Raw genomic sequence first — 16,721 nt, forward strand, 5'->3', positions numbered from 1 at the left:
ATTCGGTCGCCCACCACCCACCGGAAAATGGTTGGCGATGAGCGGAGGTGTCCGGTTACGCTCACTCCCGTCCGTTCAGTGGAACAGTCGGGCTGTCATGCCCGGAGGGGGAGGGGATTTATGCCCGGCACCGCGCCCAGCGCGCCTCGCTGTGCCATCGGCGGATCCTGCCTCTGAATCACTCCTGACAGGCCGGACCGGCCGCCTGCCCCATCAGCGTGCCCGCGAGGCCCGCTCGGCGCTTCCTTGCTGCTTTCAATGACTCATTCCGGCAAGGAGTACCCAGGTTGTCCACCAACGGCAAACCCAGTCCCATCCTGAGCACGTTCGAGTGCATCCGCTGCGGCCTCACGGTCACCGCGACCGCGCCGGACGGAACCCGCCGCAACCACTGCCCGAGCTGCCTGCACTCGCAGCACCTGCTCGACGGTTGCGGGTCGCGGATGATCCCCATCTCGATCGCCGTCCTGCGTACCGGCGAATGGATGATCATCCACCGCTGCACCCGGTGCGGCGAGCTGACGTCGAACCCCATCTGCGGGGACGACAACCAGCTCATCCTCATGCGCATGGCCGTACGGCCGCTGGCGCAGCCGCCGTTCCCCCTAGAGGCGTTCGGCGACCTGTGACATGCCCAGGAGGAACCCTGGCCGGGAACGGCCGCAACGCCGCAAGAGAACACATCACGGGGAGCCCGGCGACGCGTTCCGCTGCGTCGGGTGCCGGCTGGACGTGCCGATGATCGCGCCGGGCACCGCCCACCGCAACCACTGCCCGCACTGCCTGACGAGCCTGCACGTCGATCACCGGATCCCGGGCGATCGGCGGGCGGCCTGCCGGGGCCGGATGGCGGCGCTGAGCGTCACCGTCCGGGGGGACGGGGAGTGGCTGATCATCCACAGTTGCCAGTCGTGCGGCGGGCTGAGCGCCAACCGCATCGCGGGCGACGACAACGCGCTGGCGCTGCTGCGCATCGCCATCCGCCCGCTGTCGGACACCCGCATCCCGGTCAGCGCCCTGCTGTCCCTGTGACCCCGCCGGGGCCGCACCCGCGGCCCCGGCGGGGATCACGCACCTGTCAGGACCGCTGGTCCCGGCAGGGATCGAGCGCCACCCAGGACCGCGCGGCTCCGGCAGGGAGATGAAGAACCCTGGTCAGAGTCCCGCGGTCCCCCGAAGGGGCTAAGCTCCCGCTATGGGGAAGGAATTCGAACTCCCGCTCGGCAACGACCGCACCCTCCACGTCTACGACACGGCCCCCGGCGCGGACGACCGCCTGCCGGTCATCTGGCACCACGGCACCCCCAACATCGGCGCGCCCCCTGCGCCCCTCTTCGAGGCCGCCGACCGCCTCGGCGTGCGCTGGCTCTCCTACGACCGCCCCGGCTACGGCGGCTCCACCCCGTCGCCCGGCCGGGACATCGGCTCCGCGGCCGGCCTCACCCGGCGGGTCGCCGACGAGCTGGGAATCGCCCGGTTCGCCGTGATGGGCCACTCGGGCGGCGGCTCGCACGCCCTGGCCTGCGCCGCCCTGCTGCCCGACCGGGTCCTGGCCGCGGTGAGCGTGGCGGGCCTGGCACCGTACGGTGCGCGCGGCCTCGACTGGTACGCGGGCATGTCACCCTCGGGCGTGGCCTCCCTGCGCGCCGCCGCCGGTGGACGCGAGGCCAAGGAACGCCACGAGGCGTCGGCCGAATACGACCCCGAGATGTTCACCCCGGAGGACCACGCGGCGCTGGCCGGCGACTGGTCGTGGTTCGGCGACGTGGTGGGCCCGGCGACGGCGGCCGGGCCGGGCGGCCTGATCGACGACGACCTCGCCTACGTCACCCCGTGGGGCTGCGACCCCGCCCGGGCGACCGTCCCCGTCCTGCTCCTGCACGGCGGCCGCGACCGCGTCGTGCCGGCCGCGCACGGCGCCTGGCTGGCCGGCCGCTGCCGCACGGCCGAGCTGCGCCTTTTCCCGGACGACGGCCACATCTCCGTGCTGCGCGAGGGCGCGGCCGCCCTGGAGTGGCTCACCCGCCGAACAGGTGCAGCACCCGGGTGAAGTCGGCGACCGCGGCCTCGTGCCGGTCCAGCTCCTGGAGGATCTCGCCGCGCACCTGGTAGGCCCAGGTGTACTCGGGGTCCAGCTCGATCGCGGTGTCCAGGTCCCGCAGCGCCGCCTCGTTGTCGCCCAGCTCGCTCAGCACCGCGCCCCGGCTGCCGAGCGCGCGGTCGTTGCCGGGGTCCAGCTCCAGGGCCCGGTTCAGGTCGGTGAGGGCCTCCTCGTAGCGGTCGGCCATGCGCAGCGCCTCGCCTCTCCTGCTCAGCGCCCGTACGTGGTCCGGCTCGGCCTCCAGGGCCTTGGTGTAGTCGTCGATGGCCTCGGCGTAGAGCTCCATCCGCTGGTAGAGGTCGCCGCGGGCCACCCAGGAGTACGCCAGCTCGTCGTTCAGCTTGATGATCTTGGTGTGCTCGGCCAGGGCCTCGTCCAGCCGGTCCAGGTCCACCAGGGCGTCCGCCTTCGCCTCCAGGATCCAGAGCGAGTCGGGGGAGAGGGTGAGCGCGTGCTCGAAGTCGTCCATGGCCTCCTCCAGGCGACCCATCGAGGCGTAGGTCTGGCCGCGCGAGCCGAGGGCGTACGCGCTGTCCGGCTCCAGCTTCAGCGCCTCGCCGAAGTCGTCGAGGGCGGTCTCGTACCGCTCGATCACGCGATGGCACTCGCCGCGCAGCCGCCAGGCGCGGGCGTTGTCCGGCACCAGCGCGATCGACTCCGTCAGGTCCGCGATCGCGGCGTCGTGCCGCGACAGGGCGATGTACGATTCGGCGCGGCTGCGCAGCACCGAGGCCCGGGACTGGGTGGCCGTGTCGGACAGCCCGGGATGGTCCTTGATCCCCTCGCTCATGAGGGGTAAATCTATCCGACTAGATCTGGATGATTGCCGCTTTTTCCCGCGTGTACTCGAGCACCGCGTCGTGCCCGTACCCGCTGTCCTTGACCCCGCCGAACGGCAGCCCCGGCGGCATCTGGCGGAACGTGTTCACCCAGACCGTGCCGCTGCGCAGATCACGGACGAACCGGTGGGCCCGCCCCAGGTCACGCGTCCACACGCCGGCCGCCAGGCCGTAGGGGGAGTCGTTCGCGATCGCCAGCGCCTCCTCCTCCGTCGAGAACGGGATGGCCACCGCCACCGGCCCGAAGATCTCCTCCTGGCACACGCGCAGCGAGTTGTCCTCGGTCGTGTAGAGCGTGGGCGCCACCCAGTAGCCGCCGGGCAGCGCGGGCACCACGTCCGCGCCGGTCCGGCCGCCGAAGAGCAGCCGCGCGCCCTCCTTCTCGGCCAGCTCCAGGTACGACGTCACGCGCTCGTACTGCCCGGCGGACACGATCGGCCCCATCGTCGTCGCCAGGTCCAGCGGATCGCCCAGGACCAGCCCGGCGCAGGCCCGCTCGATGCGGCCGAGCATCTCGTCCCAGATCGAGCGGTGGATGAGGATGCGCGAGCCCGCCACGCACACCTGCCCGGCGTTGCCGGTGTAGACGGAGTTCACGGTGACGCCCTGGGTGGCGGCGTCCAGGTCTGCGTCGGGAAAGACGATGTTGGGGGACTTGCCGCCCAGCTCGAACGTCATCGGCTTCAGCGCGTCAGCCGAGGCCCGCGTGATGGCCTGGCCGGTGGCGGTCGAGCCGGTGAGGCTGATCTTGGCGACGCCGCGGTGGCGCACCAGGGCGTCGCCGACCTCCTCGCCCAGGCCGCTGACGATGTTCAGCACGCCGGGCGGGAACACCTCCGCCAGCAGCTCGCCCAGCCGCAGCACCGACGCGCTCGCCTGCTCGGCCGGTTTGACGATCACCGTGTTCCCGGCGGCCAGCGCGTACGCGGCCTTGGCCGAGAACGTCGAGATGGGCGAGTTCCACGGGATGATGCACACCGCCACCCCGTACGGCTCCCGCCGCGTCAGCCCCAGCGTGTCCGGCCCGAGCACGACCGTGTCGCCCTTGACCGCGTCGAGGCACTGCCCGGCGGCCAGCTGCCACAGGTACGCCATGCCCGGCAGGTCCCTCTTGAGCGTGTCGCGCAGGATTCTGCCGTTGTCGCGCGTCTCCAGCCTGGCCAGCTCCTCGGCGTGCCGGCCGAACAGTTCCGACACCTTGCGCAGGAAGTGCGCCCTGGCGACCGCGGGCAGCGCCGACCAGGCGGGGAAGGCGCGGCCGGCCGCCTCGACGGCCGCTTCGGCCTCGGCGGCGCCGCTCGCGGGGATCTGGGCCCACACCTCTCCGGTGGCCGGGTTGACCGTGTCCATCATGCGCGCGGCGGGCACCAGCTCGCCGCCGATCAGATTGCGATAGTCAGGCACGTTACCAAGCATATGCTTGCTCAAGTAGCCCGGCCAGTGCCCAAAGATCACGTAAAGCGCCCGAAGACGGACGCATAGTCGGCAACTGGTAGGGCACAACGGCTCGCAGGGTGGTGGCGATGGCATACAGATTGCTAGGAAAACTGGCTTATGGCTCCCGTTACAACCGGGTCCCGTGGGGACAGCGGGTCTACGTACGGCCGGGGGAGCGACTGATCCGTGAGGCGCAGTGGCGGCTGCTCACCAGGCGAGCGCCCGTCATGACGCTGGCCGACTACGAACGGCTCAGGCCGCTGGGCGAGATCGAGGAGTTCCTGAGCTGCATGATGTGCGGGGAGTCCCGCCAGCAGCCGCTGTTCGAGCCGACCGGCGGAAAGGGGTGGCGCTACCACGTCGTACGCTGCCCGTCCTGCGGCTTCCTCTACCGCAATCCCAACGTCCGGCCCGAGCGGCTCGGCGACCTGTACGCGACCGGCTACAGCAACTTCCTGACCGGCAAGTACGCGGCCAACCGGCAGCGCCGCTACGACCTGACCATGAAGGCGTTCTCGCCGGTGTTCGACGAGGGCAAGGAGCGGCGGCTGCTCGACTTCGGCTCGGGGGTCGGGCTGTTCCTGGAGCTGGCCGAGCAGCGCGGGTTCGACGCCTACGGGGTGGATCTGTCACCGGAGTCCGTCGCCCAGGCCAACGAGCGGCTGAGCCGGGCGCGCACCTACTTCGGGGCGCCCGAGGACGTGCCGGAGATCGCCGCGGGCGGCTTCGACGTGATCACGCTCTGGTCGGTGCTCGCGCACCTGCCCAGGCCGCTGGAGGACTTCGCACGGTTCAGGAGCCTGCTGGCGCCCGGCGGGGTGCTGCTCATCCTGACCGTGAACGCCCGGTCGCTGCTGCTCAAGGCGTACGGGTCCAAGTGGAGCGGTTTCACCAAGAACCACCTGATGTTCTACTCCTCGGAGACCGTGCGCACGCTGCTGGGCCGTACCGGGTTCGCGGGCGTCGCCTTCGCCCCCCACTACGGGGACACGATCGAGGCCGGCACCACGAACCTGCCCGCCGACCTGGCCGCCCGGCTGCGCCGCAACGTGGATCTGAGCGACGGGGGCAACATGATGCGCGTGCTGGCCTTCGCCGACGAGGAGGCCATCGGCCGCTGGGGCGGCGGCCCTCTCACCGTCCACCGCCTCCACGCCTGACCGCTGGAGTGGCGCGGCCCGCCCCTGGGCGGCCGCGCACGGTGGGCTGCCCGCCCGAGGCCCATCGCGCGCGCTCGAGTCCCGCCGACCGAGTCCCGCGCGCCCGGCTGGGCGCCGACCGCCGTGCCTCCGACCCTTCCCCCCCAAGGGACCCCCACCGAAGTGCGGTGGGGCACGGATGGGGTTACGGTTGCGGGACGCCCAGGTCGGAGGTTTGGGACGGCTTGGCGAGCGCAGGGTCGAGTTGCTCGATCAGCCGCTGCACCAGCGCCGCCCGCCGCACCCGCTCCCGCCCCAGTTCCTTCGGCACCACCCCGAGGTGCCCCCCGGACGGGTAGATGTTGGGTGCGTTGCGCAGCCCCATCTTCAGGTAGACGGGCGCCGCGGCCCGCACGATCTCGACCGCCTCGTAGAAGCGTACGAACCCACCCTGATCATCCGGCACCTCCAGATAGAGGTCGATCGGCAACCCGGTAGCCGCGCGGATCTCGGCCAGGTGCGGCACGGTCAGGTCCGTCCCGACGTTCACGGTCGTGGCTCCGAGCCGCTCGTAGATCGCGGCGGTGGGCCCGTTCGTGAGCGGCATCAGCACGGACGTCTTCAGCACCAGGTCGGGGGGCAACGTGCCGTCCGCCTTCAGCTCGCGCAGCACCTCCAGTGCCCCGAGGTCGCCGACCAGCAGGCTGCGGATGCCGAGCGAGCAGGCCCGCAGCGCGTCCGCCACGCACGCCGCCACCATCGCGTTGCCGCGCGCGGCGGCCCCCACGGCCTGGGTCAGCTTGGCCTGGCCGCCGGTGTCCCACGCGGCCCGCGGCCCGAGGAACAGGTTGATCTCGATGCCCCGGTCGGCCCCGATCCGCGCCATCCGCGTGATCTCGTCGTCGGTCAGCATCATCACGCCGCTGCCCTGCGAGGTCCTGGTGACCGGCACGCCGAGCCGGTCGGCCTCCGCGACCACCGCCTCCAGCACGGCGGGCCCCTCGACGCTGGGGATCTCGAACCGGTACGGCGCCCCGTCCGCGAACCCGGAGCCCGACGGGGTGGCGGTCTGCACCACCGGGTGCCCGAGGCGGGCCATCAGGGCGTGGAGGTCGGCAAGGCTGGTCATCAGGGGATCTCCTCGTCATAGATCACTTCGGCGCGGCCGAGTGTGGTGCGCCGGCCGGTGTCGTCCTCGCCCCACAGCTCCAGCTCTGCCCGGTTCCCCGTGGTGGACACCACCCGCCCGCGGCACGTGTGGGCGCGGTCGCGGAAGTCCATGCCGCGGTAGCTGACCTCGAGCACGGCCAGCCGGCCCCGCCCGCCCAGCCATCCGGTGACGAGCCGGCCCAGGTAGGCCGCCTTGAGCAGCCCGTGCACGGCCAGGTCGGGGTGGCCGAGCGAGCGGGCGAAGTCCAGGTCGTAGTGCATCTCGTAGAAGTCGCCCGAGGCGCCGGCGTACTCGACCAGCCGCCGCAGGGAGGTGATCTCGGTGAGCGGAGGAATCATATTATTTCCGGATCCGGGTGCCGACATGCCTCACCACCAGCTCACCATCCGGCCGGCGGAACTCCGTCTCGAACGTCAGCAGCGCCATCGGCCCCGCCCGCCCGATCTTCTCCACCACCCCGGTGAAGCGCGGCCGTGACACGAGCACGTCCCCCACCCGCAGCGGGGCGTGGTGCTCGAACCGGTCCCCGCCGTTCAGCCACCCCGACCCGTACGACTCCGCGGCCGGCAGCGACGGCGGCTCGTCGAGGAAGCAGGCGGTGTACGTGGGCGGCACCCCGGGGCCCGGGTCCCCGATGGCGTGCCGGTAGAAGTCCAGATGACGCCGCTCGACGACGTCCTCGCGCGCGGGGCCGGTCCAGCCGACCGCCTTCTGGAGCGCCTCGATCATGAATCTCCTTCCCTGACCCGCTTCAACCAGGCCAGCGACTCGGGGGAGTGGCCGCCGACCCGCTCCTCGATGCCGTCGAGGAACGCCATGTCCCCGTGCCCGGCCAGCTCCCGGTGCACGGCCTCGGGCGAGCCCGACTCGATCACCTCCAGCAGCCGGCGATGCCGCTCCCAGTCGTCGACGAGCGACTCGTCCGACGCCCTGGCCTGCCGGTTCATGCCCATGCAGAGCAACATCTGGAGCTGGATCGAGCGGTAGGCCTCCTCCAGCCGCCGGTGCCCGGACAGCCCGATGACCGAGCTGTGGAACTCGACGGCCTCCTCCAGCACCCCCAGCCAGTCCCCGGCGTGGGCGCGGGCGCCGTGCCGGTCGAGCGCGGCGTGGCAGCGCTGGAGGCGGGCCGGCTCGCGTACCGGGACGCCGAGGTCCACGGCCAGCCGCTCCAGCTCGCGCCGGAGCGTGACGATCTCGTAGATGTCGTGCAGCGTGAGCTGCGTGACGAACGCGCCCCGGCGCGGGAGCTGGGTGATCAGGCCCTGCTGCTCCAGCACCCGCATCGCCTCGCGCAGCGGCGGCCGGCTGACGCCGAGCTCCTGGGTGAGCTGGTTCTCCACCACCCGGTCGCCGGGCTGCAGCTTGCCGCTGAGCAGCATGCGCATCAGGGCCTCGGTGGCGAGCTGGACCATGCTGGGGGGTGCCTCGATGCGCATCGTGGTCTCTCTTGTCGTAGGCGATCAGGGGCGATCAGGGGCGATCAGGGGGCGATCAACGTCTGTCGCCATAGTGCCGAAGATCTTCCGGCAGAACCCTTGTCTAGCTCACTTGTCTTCTGTAGACAATAGACCAACCCCGGCTGAAGTGAGGTTTTCGTAACATATGACCACTCCATTGTCCGGTGTCCGAGTCGTCGAGGTCGGCGCCTTCATGGCCGCCCCCTTCGCGACGATGCAGCTCGCCGACCTGGGCGCCACCGTCATCAAGGTCGAGAATCCCGCCGGCGGCGACCAGGTGCGCGCGATCGGCCCGTTCACGGCCGGGCACAGCTCCCCGTTCGCCAGACTCAACCGGAACAAACGATCGGTCGCCCTCGACCTGAAGTCCGAGTCGGGGGCCGCCGCCTTCCGCAGCCTGATCAAGGACGCCGACGTCCTGGTGGAGAACCTGCGCCCCGGCGCCATGCGCAAGCTCGGCCTCGGCTTCGACGACCTCAAGGAGCTCAACCCCGGCCTCGTGTACGTCTCCGCCTCCGGCTGGGGCCAGGACGGCCCCCTCGCGGACCGGCCGGGCCTGGACATCATGGCCCAGGCCCGCGGCGGCCTGATGAGCGTCACCGGCATGCCCGACGGCGACCCGGTCAAGGTCGGCGTACCCATCGCCGACCTGGTCTGCGGCCTGTACGGAGCCCTCGGCGCCGTCTCCGCCCTGCACGCCCGCACGCTGACCGGCCGGGGCCAGCACGTGGACGTGTCGCTGCTGGAGTCGGCCGTGTCGTTCGCCATCTGGGAGGCGGGCAAGTATTTCGCCACCGGCGAGGTGGGCAGGCCGCTCGGCTCGGCCCACCAGAGCACGGCGCCGTACCAGGCGATCCGTACCTCCGACGGCTGGTGCACGGTCGGCGCCGTCACCCCCAAGACCTGGCACGGCCTGTGCGCCGCGCTCGGCCTGCCCGAGCTGCTCGACGACGAGCGCTACGCCGACGCCCACGACCGGCACGGCCTGCGGGACGAGCTGATCCCCGCCATCGAGCGGGTCACCACCGGGCGTAGCACGGCCGACGTCGTGGCCACGCTCGATGCCCACGGGGTGCCCTGTGCCCCCATTTCCGACTACTCCCAGGTGTTCAACGACGACCACCTGAACCAGCGGCGGTTCTTCTGGGATGCCCAGCATCCCGAGATGGGCCCCGTACGCCAGCTCGGTTCGGCCATGCGTTTCTCGGCCACGCCCACCAGGCGCGGCCCCGCCGGGCCGCTGCTCGGCGCGGACACCGTCGAGGTGCTGCGCGAGTGCGGCCTGACCGAGCAGGAGATCGACCGGCTGCTCGCCGAAGGCGCCGCGGCCCAATCCCCCACCCCCTTGGAGAGCTCATGAGCGACCAGCTGACCCCGGGTGTGAGCGGCAGCCTCACCTGGGTCGTGGCGGAGCGCCACTGCACCCGCCGCGGCGACCACGACATCTTCTCCACCCCCAACCTGGTCCACCTGATCGAGGACGCCGCGATCGAGGCGCTGGCCCCCCACCTGGCCGAGGGCCAGGGCAGCGTCGGCAGCAAGGTGGAGATCGCGCACGTGGCGCCCACGCTCAAGGGCGGCACGGTGACCGCGACCGCCACGGTGACCGAGGTGGACCGGCGTCGCGTCGCCTTCGCCGTGGTCGCCGAGGACGGGAACGGGAAGGTCGGCGAGGGCACGCACGAGCGCTTCATCATCGATCTGGACAAGTTCGCCGCCAAGCTCGAGGGGCTGGCGTCATGAGGGCGCTCCCGGCCCTGGGCATGGCCGCAGTCCTGCTGCTCGGGGTGGCGGCCTGCGGCGCGACCGCCGACGCGGGCGGGGGAGGGGGCGGCGCGTGGAAGCCGCGCGGCGACGTACGCATGATCGTGCCGTTCGCCGCCGGCGGCGGCAGCGACCTGGCCGGCCGCGCCATCGCCACCGCGCTGGAGAAGGCCCAGCCCGGCCTGACCGTCACCGTGGAGAACCGCGACGGCGGCTCCGGCGCGGTCGGCTACTCGACGCTGCTCGGGAAGAAGGGCAACGGCAACTACCTGATCGCCACCGAGAACGCGATCCTGTCCCTGCCGCTCGGCGGCCAGGTGTCGTTCACCCGCAAGGACTTCACACCCGTCGCCAAGCTGGCCGAGGACGGCGGCATCCTGGTGGTCAAGCCGGACTCCCCGTACAAGACCTGCACCGACGTGGTGAACGCCGCGAAGTCCGGTCGCGTCAGCGTGGGCATGTCCGGCGCGTTCGGCGTGGACAACGTGATCTTCACCATGATCGAGCAGAAGACCGGCGTGAAGTTCCAGCGGGTGCCGTTCGAGTCGGGCGGCGAGCTGGTGCCGGCGGTGCTCGGCGGCCAGATCCAGGTCGCGCTGCTGAACCCGGGCGAGGTGATCGGCCAGCTCAGGTCCGGCGACCTCAAGGGCCTGTGCGTCACCACCGGCAAGCGCTACACCTACCCGGAGTTCGCCGAGCTGCCCACGGCCGGGGAACAGGGCATCGACGTCTCGTACGTCCAGTTCAGGGGCTTCCTGGCGCCCGGCGGGCTGGACGAGCGCGAGCGGGCGTACTGGGAGGACGCCGCCAGGGGCGTCACCAGGACGGCCGAGTTCCAGAAGTGGCTCAAGGACAACTACCTGCAGCAGGCCGAGCTGTACGGCGACGACTTCGGCAAGTACCTCGAGCAGCTCGACACCGCCCTCGCGCCGGTGCTGAAGAAGCCGTCATGAGGCCGCTGCTGCGCGGCGAGCCCGCCGTCTGGGCGCTGCTGGTCTGCCTGTCCGTCGCCATGGCGGGCGCCTCGTTCGGCTACGGCATCACCAAGGACGGCGGCCAGGTGGGGCCCGGCTTCCTGCCCCTGGTCAGCGGTGTGGCCCTGGCCCTGCTCTCGGCAGCCTGCCTCCTGCAGTCCGTACGCCGCGCCGCGCCGGACGAGGACGTCGACCCCCGGCGGATCAGGACCCTCTGGACCGTCTTCGGCCTGCTGCTGGTCGCCCTGCTGCTGGTGCCGCTGACCGGGTTCCTGGTGGCGTTCGGGCTGCTGGTGTTCGCCGTCTCCGCGTTCGTGGAGCGCCGGCGGATCGTCTCGGCCGCGGTCGTCGCGGTCGCCGCCACCGTCGTGATCTACGCGGTGTTCGTGCTGTTCCTGGCCGTCCCCCTGCCCGGCGGGCTGTTGGGCGGGCTGCTCGGCATCGGGGGTGACGGCTGATGCTGGACAACCTGGTCATGGGCTTCGGGGCCGCGCTCACGCCCGCGAACCTGCTCTGGTGCTTCGTCGGCGTGCTTGCCGGCACCGTCATCGGCCTGCTGCCAGGCCTCGGCTCGACCACCGGCGTGGCCGTGCTGCTGCCCCTGACGCTCTCGTTCGAGCCGCTGACCGCGCTCATCATGCTGGCCGGCATCTACTACGGCGCCCAGTACGGCGGCACGATCACCTCCGTGCTGATCTCCACGCCCGGCGAGGCGGCCAGCGTCGTCACCGCCATCGACGGCTACCAGATGGCCCGCAAGGGCCGGGCCGGGGCGGCGCTGTCGATCGCGGCCATCGGCTCGTTCGCCGCCGCCATCGTCTCGCTGGTGCTGCTGGTGGCCATGGCCCCGCCGTTCGCCAAGCTGGCGATCGACTTCGGGCCGCCCGAGAACCTGGCCGTCATGGTGCTCGGCCTCACCACCATCGTCAGCTTCTCCGCCGGGGCGAAGCTGCGCGGCCTGGCCATGGCGGTGCTGGGCATCCTGCTGGCCACCGTCGGCGTGGACGCGGCCACCGGCCTGCCCCGCTACACCTTCGGCGACGTGGACCTGCTGTCCGGGCTGCCGTTCGTCCAGGTGATGATCGGGCTGTTCGCGGTGGGGGAGGTGCTCTACCAGATCCGGCAGGGCGCGGCCCAGCCGATCCGGGCCCGCTTCAAGGACCTGGTGATCACCAGGGAGGAGCTGTCCCGCTCCAAGGGCGCGATCGCCCGGGGCAGCGTGATCGGCTACCTGCTCGGCTGCCTGCCGGGGGCCGGCTCCACGCTGGCGTCCTTCCTGGCGTACGGGGTGGAGAAGCGGGTCTCGCGCAACAAGCACGAGTTCGGCCACGGTGCCATCGAGGGCGTCGCCTCGCCGGAGAGCGCCAACAACGCCGCCGCCAACGCGAACTTCGTCCCCACCCTGGCCCTGGGCATCCCGGGCGGCGCCACCACGGCCGTGCTGCTGGGGGCGTTCATGATGTACGGCATCCAGCCGGGGCCGCTGCTCTTCGACGAGCAGCCTGAGCTGGTGTGGGGGCTGCTGGCCTCGTTCTTCATCGGCAACGTCCTGCTGCTGGTGCTGAACCTGCCGCTGGCGCCGCTGTTCGCGCAGCTGCTGCGGATCCCGTACGGGTACATGTACCCGCTGATCCTGGTCACCAGCTTCGTGGGGGCGTACTCGATCGACAACAACATGTTCAGCGTGTGGATCGTCTTCGTTTTCGGCCTGGTCGGATATTTCATGAAGAAGTTCGACCTGCCGATGGCGCCGCTGGTGCTCGGGCTCGTGATCGGGGCGCTGTTCGAGAAGGCGCTCGTGCAGACGTCCGCCATGGGTGACGGCGACCTGACGATCGTCTTCACCCGGCCGATCGCGCTGGTGGTGTTCCTGCTGGCGGCGCTGCTGCTGGCCGGGCCGTCGCTGCTCAAACTCGTGCCCAAGAGGGAGCCGAAGAGAGAGAAGGAGAAGGTGTGAGCGAGCTACTCGTCACCGCCGACGGGCCCGTGCTGCGGGTGGTCTTCAACCGGCCCGCCCAGCACAACGCGCTGACCTGGGCCATGTGGGACGGCCTGTACGACGCCTGCGAGCGCGCCGACACCGACCCGGAGACCAAGCTCCTGGTGCTCTCGGGGGCCGGCGGCCGGGCGTTCGTGGCCGGGACGGACATCTCCCAGTTCGGCGAGTTCACCGGCGGCGAGGACGGCATCGCCTACGAGCGCAAGGTCCAGCGCATCATCGACCGCCTCGAACGCGTCAGGGTGCCCACCCTGGCCGTCGTCGAGGGTTACTGCGTGGGCGGGGGGCTGGTCGTGGCCGCCGCCTGCGACCTGCGCCTGGCCGTACCGGGAGCGAGGTTCGGCGCGCCGATCGCCAGGACGCTCGGCAACTGCCTGTCCATGAACACCTACTCCCTCCTCGTCCACCACCTCGGCCCCGCCAGGACTCTCGACATGCTGCTGCGGGCCCGCATGTACAGCGCCGAGGAGGCGCACGCGGCCGGGTTCGTGGCCGAGCTGTGCGAGCCGGACGACCTGGCCGCCCGCCGGGCCGAGGTGGAGGAGCGGCTGCTGTCGCACGCGCCGCTGTCGATGTGGGCGGCCAAGGAGGCCGTCAGGCGGCTGCGCGTGGCGAACCTGCCGGACGGCGACGACATCGTGGCGACGGTCTTCGGCAGCGACGACTTCCACGCCGCCGTCCCCGCCTTCCTGGCCAAGGAGCAGGTCACCTGGCAGGGCCGCTGACGGGCTGGTCACCCGGCAAGGGCCACCGACCGGCTGGTGGCCAGGCCGGGGCCGCTGACCGGCTCCCATCCCTGCACTCCCCTCCCTGAGCTCCCGGGCCGGGGCACCCCTCCACCCGGCCCGGGCTCGCCCTAAGATCGGAGGCATGCAGCTCGCCCCCGGTGTCCACGTTGCCGTCACCGATCGGAACGGAGGGGTCAGCGCGGGCCCCTACACCTCGCGCAACCTCGGCGGCATGGTCGGCGACGACCCCGAGGCGGTGCGGGCCAACCGCGCGGGTGTGGCGGCCGAGCTGGGCGTGCGGGCCGTGGTGTTCATGCGCCAGGTCCACAGCGCCGACGTCGCCTACGTGAGCGAGCCGTTCGGCGACGACCCGCCCATGCTCGACGGCGTGTTCACCACCGAGCCGCGCCTGGCGCTGGCCTCGCTGGGCGCCGACTGCCCGGCCGTGCTGGTGGCCGACCCGGTGGCCCGCATGGTCGGCGCCGCCCACTCCGGCCGCCCCGGCACCGAGGCCGGCATTGCCACCGCCCTGGTGGAGGCCATGGCGGCCAAGGGCGCGGAGCCCGGCAGGATGGTCGCACTGATCGGGCCGGGCGCGTGCGGCCGGTGCTACGAGGTGCCCGCGGAGCTGCGCGGGCAGGTGGCCGCGAAGGTGCCGGAGACCTGGTCCACGACGTCGTGGGAGACCCCGGCGCTCGACCTGCGCGCCGGAATCGAGGCCCAGCTCAGGGCGGCGGGGCTGGCCGACGTGCGCCACGACGCGCGCTGCACGATCGAGTCGGCCGAGCTCTATTCCCACCGCCGCGAGCAGCCCGGCGGCCGGTTCGCCGGGCTCATCTGGCTGGACTAACCCTTCCGGGAGCCGTTGAAGATCGCGTTCACGATGATGATCCCCGCCCAGACCGGGATCAGCCCGGCCATGCCGCCGTCACCGAGCAGGACGAAGAGCACGGTGGCGACCGTCCCCAGGGCCACCGAGACGATGGCCAGCGCCAGCCGCTGCGCCTCAGCCGTGCCGCTCCGGGCCACCTGAGCCTTCGGAGCGGCCTCGGCCAGCCGCTCGTCCACCCGCCGGTCGATCTCCTTGCCCATCTTGTCGAGGAACGATTCCACGACGGCGTCCTCGAAATCGGGCCCGAGATCGCGACGTGCGGACACGGCGGCCCGTAACTCATCCCCTGTAGTCATGTGTCGAGATATAACGGGTTTGAAGGCTAGCGGGCAAGGATGTCATCAAGGTTGTAACTAACCGGACGTTCCAACTGCTCATAAGTACACGATTCGGGCGTGCGGTCGGGCCGCCACCGCCGGAACTGCGCGGTGTGCCGGAACCGGTCGCCCTCCATCTGGTCGTAGGCCACCTCGATCACCAGCTCGGGACGGAGCGGGATGAACGACAGGTCCTTCTTGGCGTTCCACCGCGACACCGCGCCGGGCACCCGCTGCCCACCCGTCGCCGGCCCGGCGGCCGGCTGGCCGATGTTGGCCGCCGCCTGCTCGGCCCAGTGACCCCACGGGTGCTCGCTCAGCTCCGCGAGGTACGGCCTGATCTCCTCGACCAGCTCGGCCCTGCGCTTCATCGGGAACGAGGCCGCCACGCCCACGTGGTGCAGCCGGCCGTCGTCGCCGTAGAGGCCGAGCAGCAGCGAGCCCACGATCGGCCCCGTCTTGTGCTCCCGGTAGCCGCAGATCACCACGTCGGCGGTGCGCTCGTGCTTGACCTTGAACATCGTGCGCTTGTCGGGCACGTAGGGCTGGTCACCCGGCTTGACGATGATGCCGTCGAGCCCGGCCCCCTCGAACATCTCGAACCACTCGCCGGCCTGCTCCTCGCTGGTCGTGACCGGCGTCAGCCGGATGGAGCCGCCCTTCTCCGGGAAGAGCCGCTCCAGCCGCGCCCGCCGCTCCGCGAAGGGCGCCTCCATCAGCGACTCGTCGCCCACCGCCAGCAGGTCGAACGCGACGAACTGGGCCGGCGTGCGCTCCGACAACATCGTCACCCGCGACTTGGCCGGATGGATGCGCTGCTGCAACGCGTCGAAGTCGAGCTGCGTGCCCATCGGCAGCACGATCTCGCCGTCCACCACGACCTTGTCGGGCAGCTCGGCCCTGACCGCCTCGACCAGCTCGGGGAAGTAGCGCGTGAACGGCCGCTCGTTGCGGCTGCCCAGATAGACCTCGTCGCCGTCGCGGAACACGATGCAGCGGAAGCCGTCCCACTTCGGCTCGTAGAACAGCGTGCCGTCCTGCTTCGGCATGGCCTTGACCGGCTTGGCCAGCATCGGCGGCACCGGAGGGCGCACCGGCAGGTTGGGCACCGGCTGCGGCTCTTCTTCGGCGACCTCAGGAGGCGGCGTCGTCGTCGGATCCGTCATCGCTCTGCTCCCTCGTGTATTTGCAGAAGAGGACACCCTCCTCTTCCAGGACCTGGGTGAGGTCCAGTGCGACCTGGGCGGGCTCGCCGTTCTGGATGCGCGCCGCGCCGCCCCCGACCAGCATCGGGCTGATCGACAGGCACAGCTCGTCGACCAGGTCGCAGGCCGAGAGCTGGGCGTTGACCCGGGGGCCGCCCTCGCACAGGACCCTGGTCAGGCCCCGGTCGTGCAGCTCCGCCACGGCCCGCCGCAGGTCCACGCCCTCGTCGCCGGCCACGATCAGGTCGGCCCGCCTGGCCGCCTCCTTGCGCCGCTCGTGGGGCGCGGCCTCGCAGGTGATCACGATCGTCCTGCTGGGGGCGTCGGTGAACAGCTCGCCGTCGAGGTCGAGGGCGAGGCTGCGGGTGATGACGGCGATGGGCGGCACCTCGGGGCGGCCCTCGCGGATCTCCGCCCACGCCTCGCGCGGCGGGACCGGGCCGTACCCCTCCTTGCGCACGGTCGCGGCGCCGGCGACCACCACGTCGGCCAGCCCGCGCAGGGTCTGGAAGATCCGCTTGTCGCCCTTGCTCGACAGCCCGCCCGAGCGCCCCTTCAGCCAGGCCGCGCCGTCGGCGCTGGCGACCATGTTGAGCCGCAGCCACGGCCGGGCCTCGGGGTAGGCGTACGCCTGAACGATGTCCGGGTTGTCCTGTATGTCGGGATAGATGCGCCGCACCCCTCTACCTTGGCAC

20 protein-coding genes are annotated in these 16,721 nt (G+C 71.5%); 11 read left to right on the forward strand and 9 right to left on the reverse strand.

The genetic code is table 11. The features are described 5' to 3' along the window. Nucleotides 1-287: 287 nt before the first annotated feature. The 3 genes from AB0J69_RS10265 (at nt 288) to AB0J69_RS10275 (ending at nt 2,050) form a co-directional block, all read left to right on the forward strand. Nucleotides 288-629 (forward strand): RNHCP domain-containing protein, encoded by a 342-nt coding sequence (locus AB0J69_RS10265; RefSeq protein ID WP_364115004.1) that lies wholly within the window; start codon nt 288-290, stop codon nt 627-629. Between the two features lies 1 nt (nt 630). Beyond that, the gene (locus tag AB0J69_RS10270; protein ID WP_364115006.1) at nt 631-1,032 is read left to right on the forward strand and encodes an RNHCP domain-containing protein; all 402 of its coding nucleotides are present in this window, start codon (nt 631-633) and stop codon (nt 1,030-1,032) included. Nucleotides 1,033-1,195: 163 nt separating this feature from the next. Beyond that, entirely contained in the window at nt 1,196-2,050 is an 855-nt protein-coding gene (locus AB0J69_RS10275; protein WP_364115008.1) for an alpha/beta fold hydrolase, read from the forward strand. On the opposite strand, the gene AB0J69_RS10280 is transcribed toward AB0J69_RS10275, so the two are convergent. Then, complete coding sequence (locus AB0J69_RS10280) at nt 2,019-2,891, reverse strand: tetratricopeptide repeat protein (RefSeq protein ID WP_364115010.1); 873 nt, start codon at nt 2,889-2,891, stop codon at nt 2,019-2,021. The genes AB0J69_RS10275 and AB0J69_RS10280 overlap by 32 nt on opposite strands. A gap of 19 nt (nt 2,892-2,910) precedes the next feature. Beyond that, nucleotides 2,911-4,344, reverse strand: a complete 1,434-nt coding sequence (locus AB0J69_RS10285; protein WP_364115012.1) for an aldehyde dehydrogenase family protein — start codon at nt 4,342-4,344, stop codon at nt 2,911-2,913. A 119-nt stretch (nt 4,345-4,463) separates the two neighbouring features. Between AB0J69_RS10285 and AB0J69_RS10290 the strand changes: the two genes are divergently transcribed. Then, nucleotides 4,464-5,537, forward strand: a complete 1,074-nt coding sequence (locus AB0J69_RS10290; protein WP_364115014.1) for a class I SAM-dependent methyltransferase — start codon at nt 4,464-4,466, stop codon at nt 5,535-5,537. 184 nt (nt 5,538-5,721) lie between these two features. Here the strand turns inward: AB0J69_RS10290 and AB0J69_RS10295 are convergent, their stop codons facing one another. The 4 genes from AB0J69_RS10295 to AB0J69_RS10310 are packed head-to-tail and all read right to left on the reverse strand — an operon-like array spanning nt 5,722 to nt 8,126. Then, a complete protein-coding gene (locus tag AB0J69_RS10295) occupies nt 5,722-6,645 on the reverse strand; it encodes a U32 family peptidase (protein WP_364115016.1) in 924 nt (307 codons plus the stop codon). Continuing rightward, nucleotides 6,645-7,025, reverse strand: coding sequence for a MaoC/PaaZ C-terminal domain-containing protein (locus AB0J69_RS10300; RefSeq protein WP_364115018.1), 381 nt, complete (start codon nt 7,023-7,025; stop codon nt 6,645-6,647). The genes AB0J69_RS10295 and AB0J69_RS10300 overlap by 1 nt, the downstream gene beginning before the upstream one ends. A 1-nt stretch (nt 7,026) precedes the next feature. Continuing rightward, entirely contained in the window at nt 7,027-7,416 is a 390-nt protein-coding gene (locus AB0J69_RS10305) for a MaoC family dehydratase N-terminal domain-containing protein (RefSeq protein ID WP_364115020.1), read from the reverse strand. Next, entirely contained in the window at nt 7,413-8,126 is a 714-nt protein-coding gene (locus tag AB0J69_RS10310; RefSeq protein WP_364115022.1) for a GntR family transcriptional regulator, read from the reverse strand. The genes AB0J69_RS10305 and AB0J69_RS10310 overlap by 4 nt, the downstream gene beginning before the upstream one ends. Before the next feature lie 178 nt (nt 8,127-8,304). Here AB0J69_RS10310 and AB0J69_RS10315 point away from each other — a divergent pair, with 178 nt between their 5' ends. The 7 genes from AB0J69_RS10315 (at nt 8,305) to pgeF (ending at nt 14,462) form a co-directional block, all read left to right on the forward strand. Beyond that, nucleotides 8,305-9,507, forward strand: a complete 1,203-nt coding sequence (locus tag AB0J69_RS10315) for a CoA transferase (RefSeq protein WP_364115024.1) — start codon at nt 8,305-8,307, stop codon at nt 9,505-9,507. Next, on the forward strand, nt 9,504-9,890 hold the full coding sequence (locus AB0J69_RS10320; RefSeq protein WP_364115026.1) for a hotdog domain-containing protein: 387 nt from the start codon (nt 9,504-9,506) through the stop codon (nt 9,888-9,890). Before AB0J69_RS10315 ends, AB0J69_RS10320 begins: the two co-directional genes overlap by 4 nt. Further along, complete coding sequence (locus tag AB0J69_RS10325) at nt 9,887-10,864, forward strand: tripartite tricarboxylate transporter substrate binding protein (RefSeq protein ID WP_364115028.1); 978 nt, start codon at nt 9,887-9,889, stop codon at nt 10,862-10,864. The genes AB0J69_RS10320 and AB0J69_RS10325 overlap by 4 nt, the downstream gene beginning before the upstream one ends. Beyond that, the gene (locus AB0J69_RS10330) at nt 10,861-11,343 is read left to right on the forward strand and encodes a tripartite tricarboxylate transporter TctB family protein (RefSeq protein ID WP_364115030.1); all 483 of its coding nucleotides are present in this window, start codon (nt 10,861-10,863) and stop codon (nt 11,341-11,343) included. The genes AB0J69_RS10325 and AB0J69_RS10330 overlap by 4 nt, the downstream gene beginning before the upstream one ends. Continuing rightward, nucleotides 11,343-12,842 (forward strand): tripartite tricarboxylate transporter permease, encoded by a 1,500-nt coding sequence (locus tag AB0J69_RS10335; protein WP_364115032.1) that lies wholly within the window; start codon nt 11,343-11,345, stop codon nt 12,840-12,842. Before AB0J69_RS10330 ends, AB0J69_RS10335 begins: the two co-directional genes overlap by 1 nt. Then, the gene (locus AB0J69_RS10340) at nt 12,839-13,609 is read left to right on the forward strand and encodes an enoyl-CoA hydratase/isomerase family protein (RefSeq protein WP_364115034.1); all 771 of its coding nucleotides are present in this window, start codon (nt 12,839-12,841) and stop codon (nt 13,607-13,609) included. The genes AB0J69_RS10335 and AB0J69_RS10340 overlap by 4 nt, the downstream gene beginning before the upstream one ends. A 145-nt stretch (nt 13,610-13,754) precedes the next feature. Then, complete coding sequence (gene pgeF / locus AB0J69_RS10345) at nt 13,755-14,462, forward strand: peptidoglycan editing factor PgeF (RefSeq protein ID WP_364115036.1); 708 nt, start codon at nt 13,755-13,757, stop codon at nt 14,460-14,462. Here pgeF and AB0J69_RS10350 read toward each other — a convergent pair. The 3 genes from AB0J69_RS10350 to AB0J69_RS10360 are packed head-to-tail and all read right to left on the reverse strand — an operon-like array spanning nt 14,459 to nt 16,705. After that, nucleotides 14,459-14,800: a hypothetical protein gene (locus tag AB0J69_RS10350; protein WP_364115038.1), complete on the reverse strand. Its 342-nt coding sequence runs from the start codon at nt 14,798-14,800 to the stop codon at nt 14,459-14,461. The two genes, pgeF and AB0J69_RS10350, sit on opposite strands and share 4 nt — an antisense overlap. A 26-nt stretch (nt 14,801-14,826) precedes the next feature. Then, the gene (locus AB0J69_RS10355) at nt 14,827-15,987 is read right to left on the reverse strand and encodes an ATP-dependent DNA ligase (protein WP_364115040.1); all 1,161 of its coding nucleotides are present in this window, start codon (nt 15,985-15,987) and stop codon (nt 14,827-14,829) included. After that, nucleotides 15,956-16,705, reverse strand: coding sequence for a pyrimidine reductase family protein (locus tag AB0J69_RS10360; RefSeq protein ID WP_364115042.1), 750 nt, complete (start codon nt 16,703-16,705; stop codon nt 15,956-15,958). The genes AB0J69_RS10355 and AB0J69_RS10360 overlap by 32 nt, the downstream gene beginning before the upstream one ends. Nucleotides 16,706-16,721: the final 16 nt, after the last annotated feature.

Origin of the sequence: Nonomuraea sp. NPDC049709, assembly GCF_040674815.1 — a bacterium.
GTDB lineage: Bacteria > Actinomycetota > Actinomycetes > Streptosporangiales > Streptosporangiaceae > Nonomuraea.

Excerpts from the sequence above, each read along its gene's own strand:
- AB0J69_RS10355 (WP_364115040.1), bottom strand. The coding sequence starts at position 15,987 with ATGACGGATCCGACGACGACGCCGCCTCCTGAGGTCGCCGAAGAAGAG.
- AB0J69_RS10330 (WP_364115030.1), top strand. The coding sequence starts at position 10,861 with ATGAGGCCGCTGCTGCGCGGCGAGCCCGCCGTCTGGGCGCTGCTGGTC.
- AB0J69_RS10295 (WP_364115016.1), bottom strand. The coding sequence starts at position 6,645 with ATGACCAGCCTTGCCGACCTCCACGCCCTGATGGCCCGCCTCGGGCAC.
- AB0J69_RS10310 (WP_364115022.1), bottom strand. The coding sequence starts at position 8,126 with ATGCGCATCGAGGCACCCCCCAGCATGGTCCAGCTCGCCACCGAGGCC.
- AB0J69_RS10275 (WP_364115008.1), top strand. The coding sequence starts at position 1,196 with ATGGGGAAGGAATTCGAACTCCCGCTCGGCAACGACCGCACCCTCCAC.
- AB0J69_RS10300 (WP_364115018.1), bottom strand. The coding sequence starts at position 7,025 with ATGATTCCTCCGCTCACCGAGATCACCTCCCTGCGGCGGCTGGTCGAG.
- AB0J69_RS10350 (WP_364115038.1), bottom strand. The coding sequence starts at position 14,800 with ATGACTACAGGGGATGAGTTACGGGCCGCCGTGTCCGCACGTCGCGAT.
- AB0J69_RS10270 (WP_364115006.1), top strand. The coding sequence starts at position 631 with ATGCCCAGGAGGAACCCTGGCCGGGAACGGCCGCAACGCCGCAAGAGA.
- AB0J69_RS10325 (WP_364115028.1), top strand. The coding sequence starts at position 9,887 with ATGAGGGCGCTCCCGGCCCTGGGCATGGCCGCAGTCCTGCTGCTCGGG.
- AB0J69_RS10305 (WP_364115020.1), bottom strand. The coding sequence starts at position 7,416 with ATGATCGAGGCGCTCCAGAAGGCGGTCGGCTGGACCGGCCCCGCGCGC.
- pgeF (WP_364115036.1), top strand. The coding sequence starts at position 13,755 with ATGCAGCTCGCCCCCGGTGTCCACGTTGCCGTCACCGATCGGAACGGA.
- AB0J69_RS10320 (WP_364115026.1), top strand. The coding sequence starts at position 9,504 with ATGAGCGACCAGCTGACCCCGGGTGTGAGCGGCAGCCTCACCTGGGTC.
- AB0J69_RS10290 (WP_364115014.1), top strand. The coding sequence starts at position 4,464 with ATGGCATACAGATTGCTAGGAAAACTGGCTTATGGCTCCCGTTACAAC.
- AB0J69_RS10280 (WP_364115010.1), bottom strand. The coding sequence starts at position 2,891 with ATGAGCGAGGGGATCAAGGACCATCCCGGGCTGTCCGACACGGCCACC.
- AB0J69_RS10335 (WP_364115032.1), top strand. The coding sequence starts at position 11,343 with ATGCTGGACAACCTGGTCATGGGCTTCGGGGCCGCGCTCACGCCCGCG.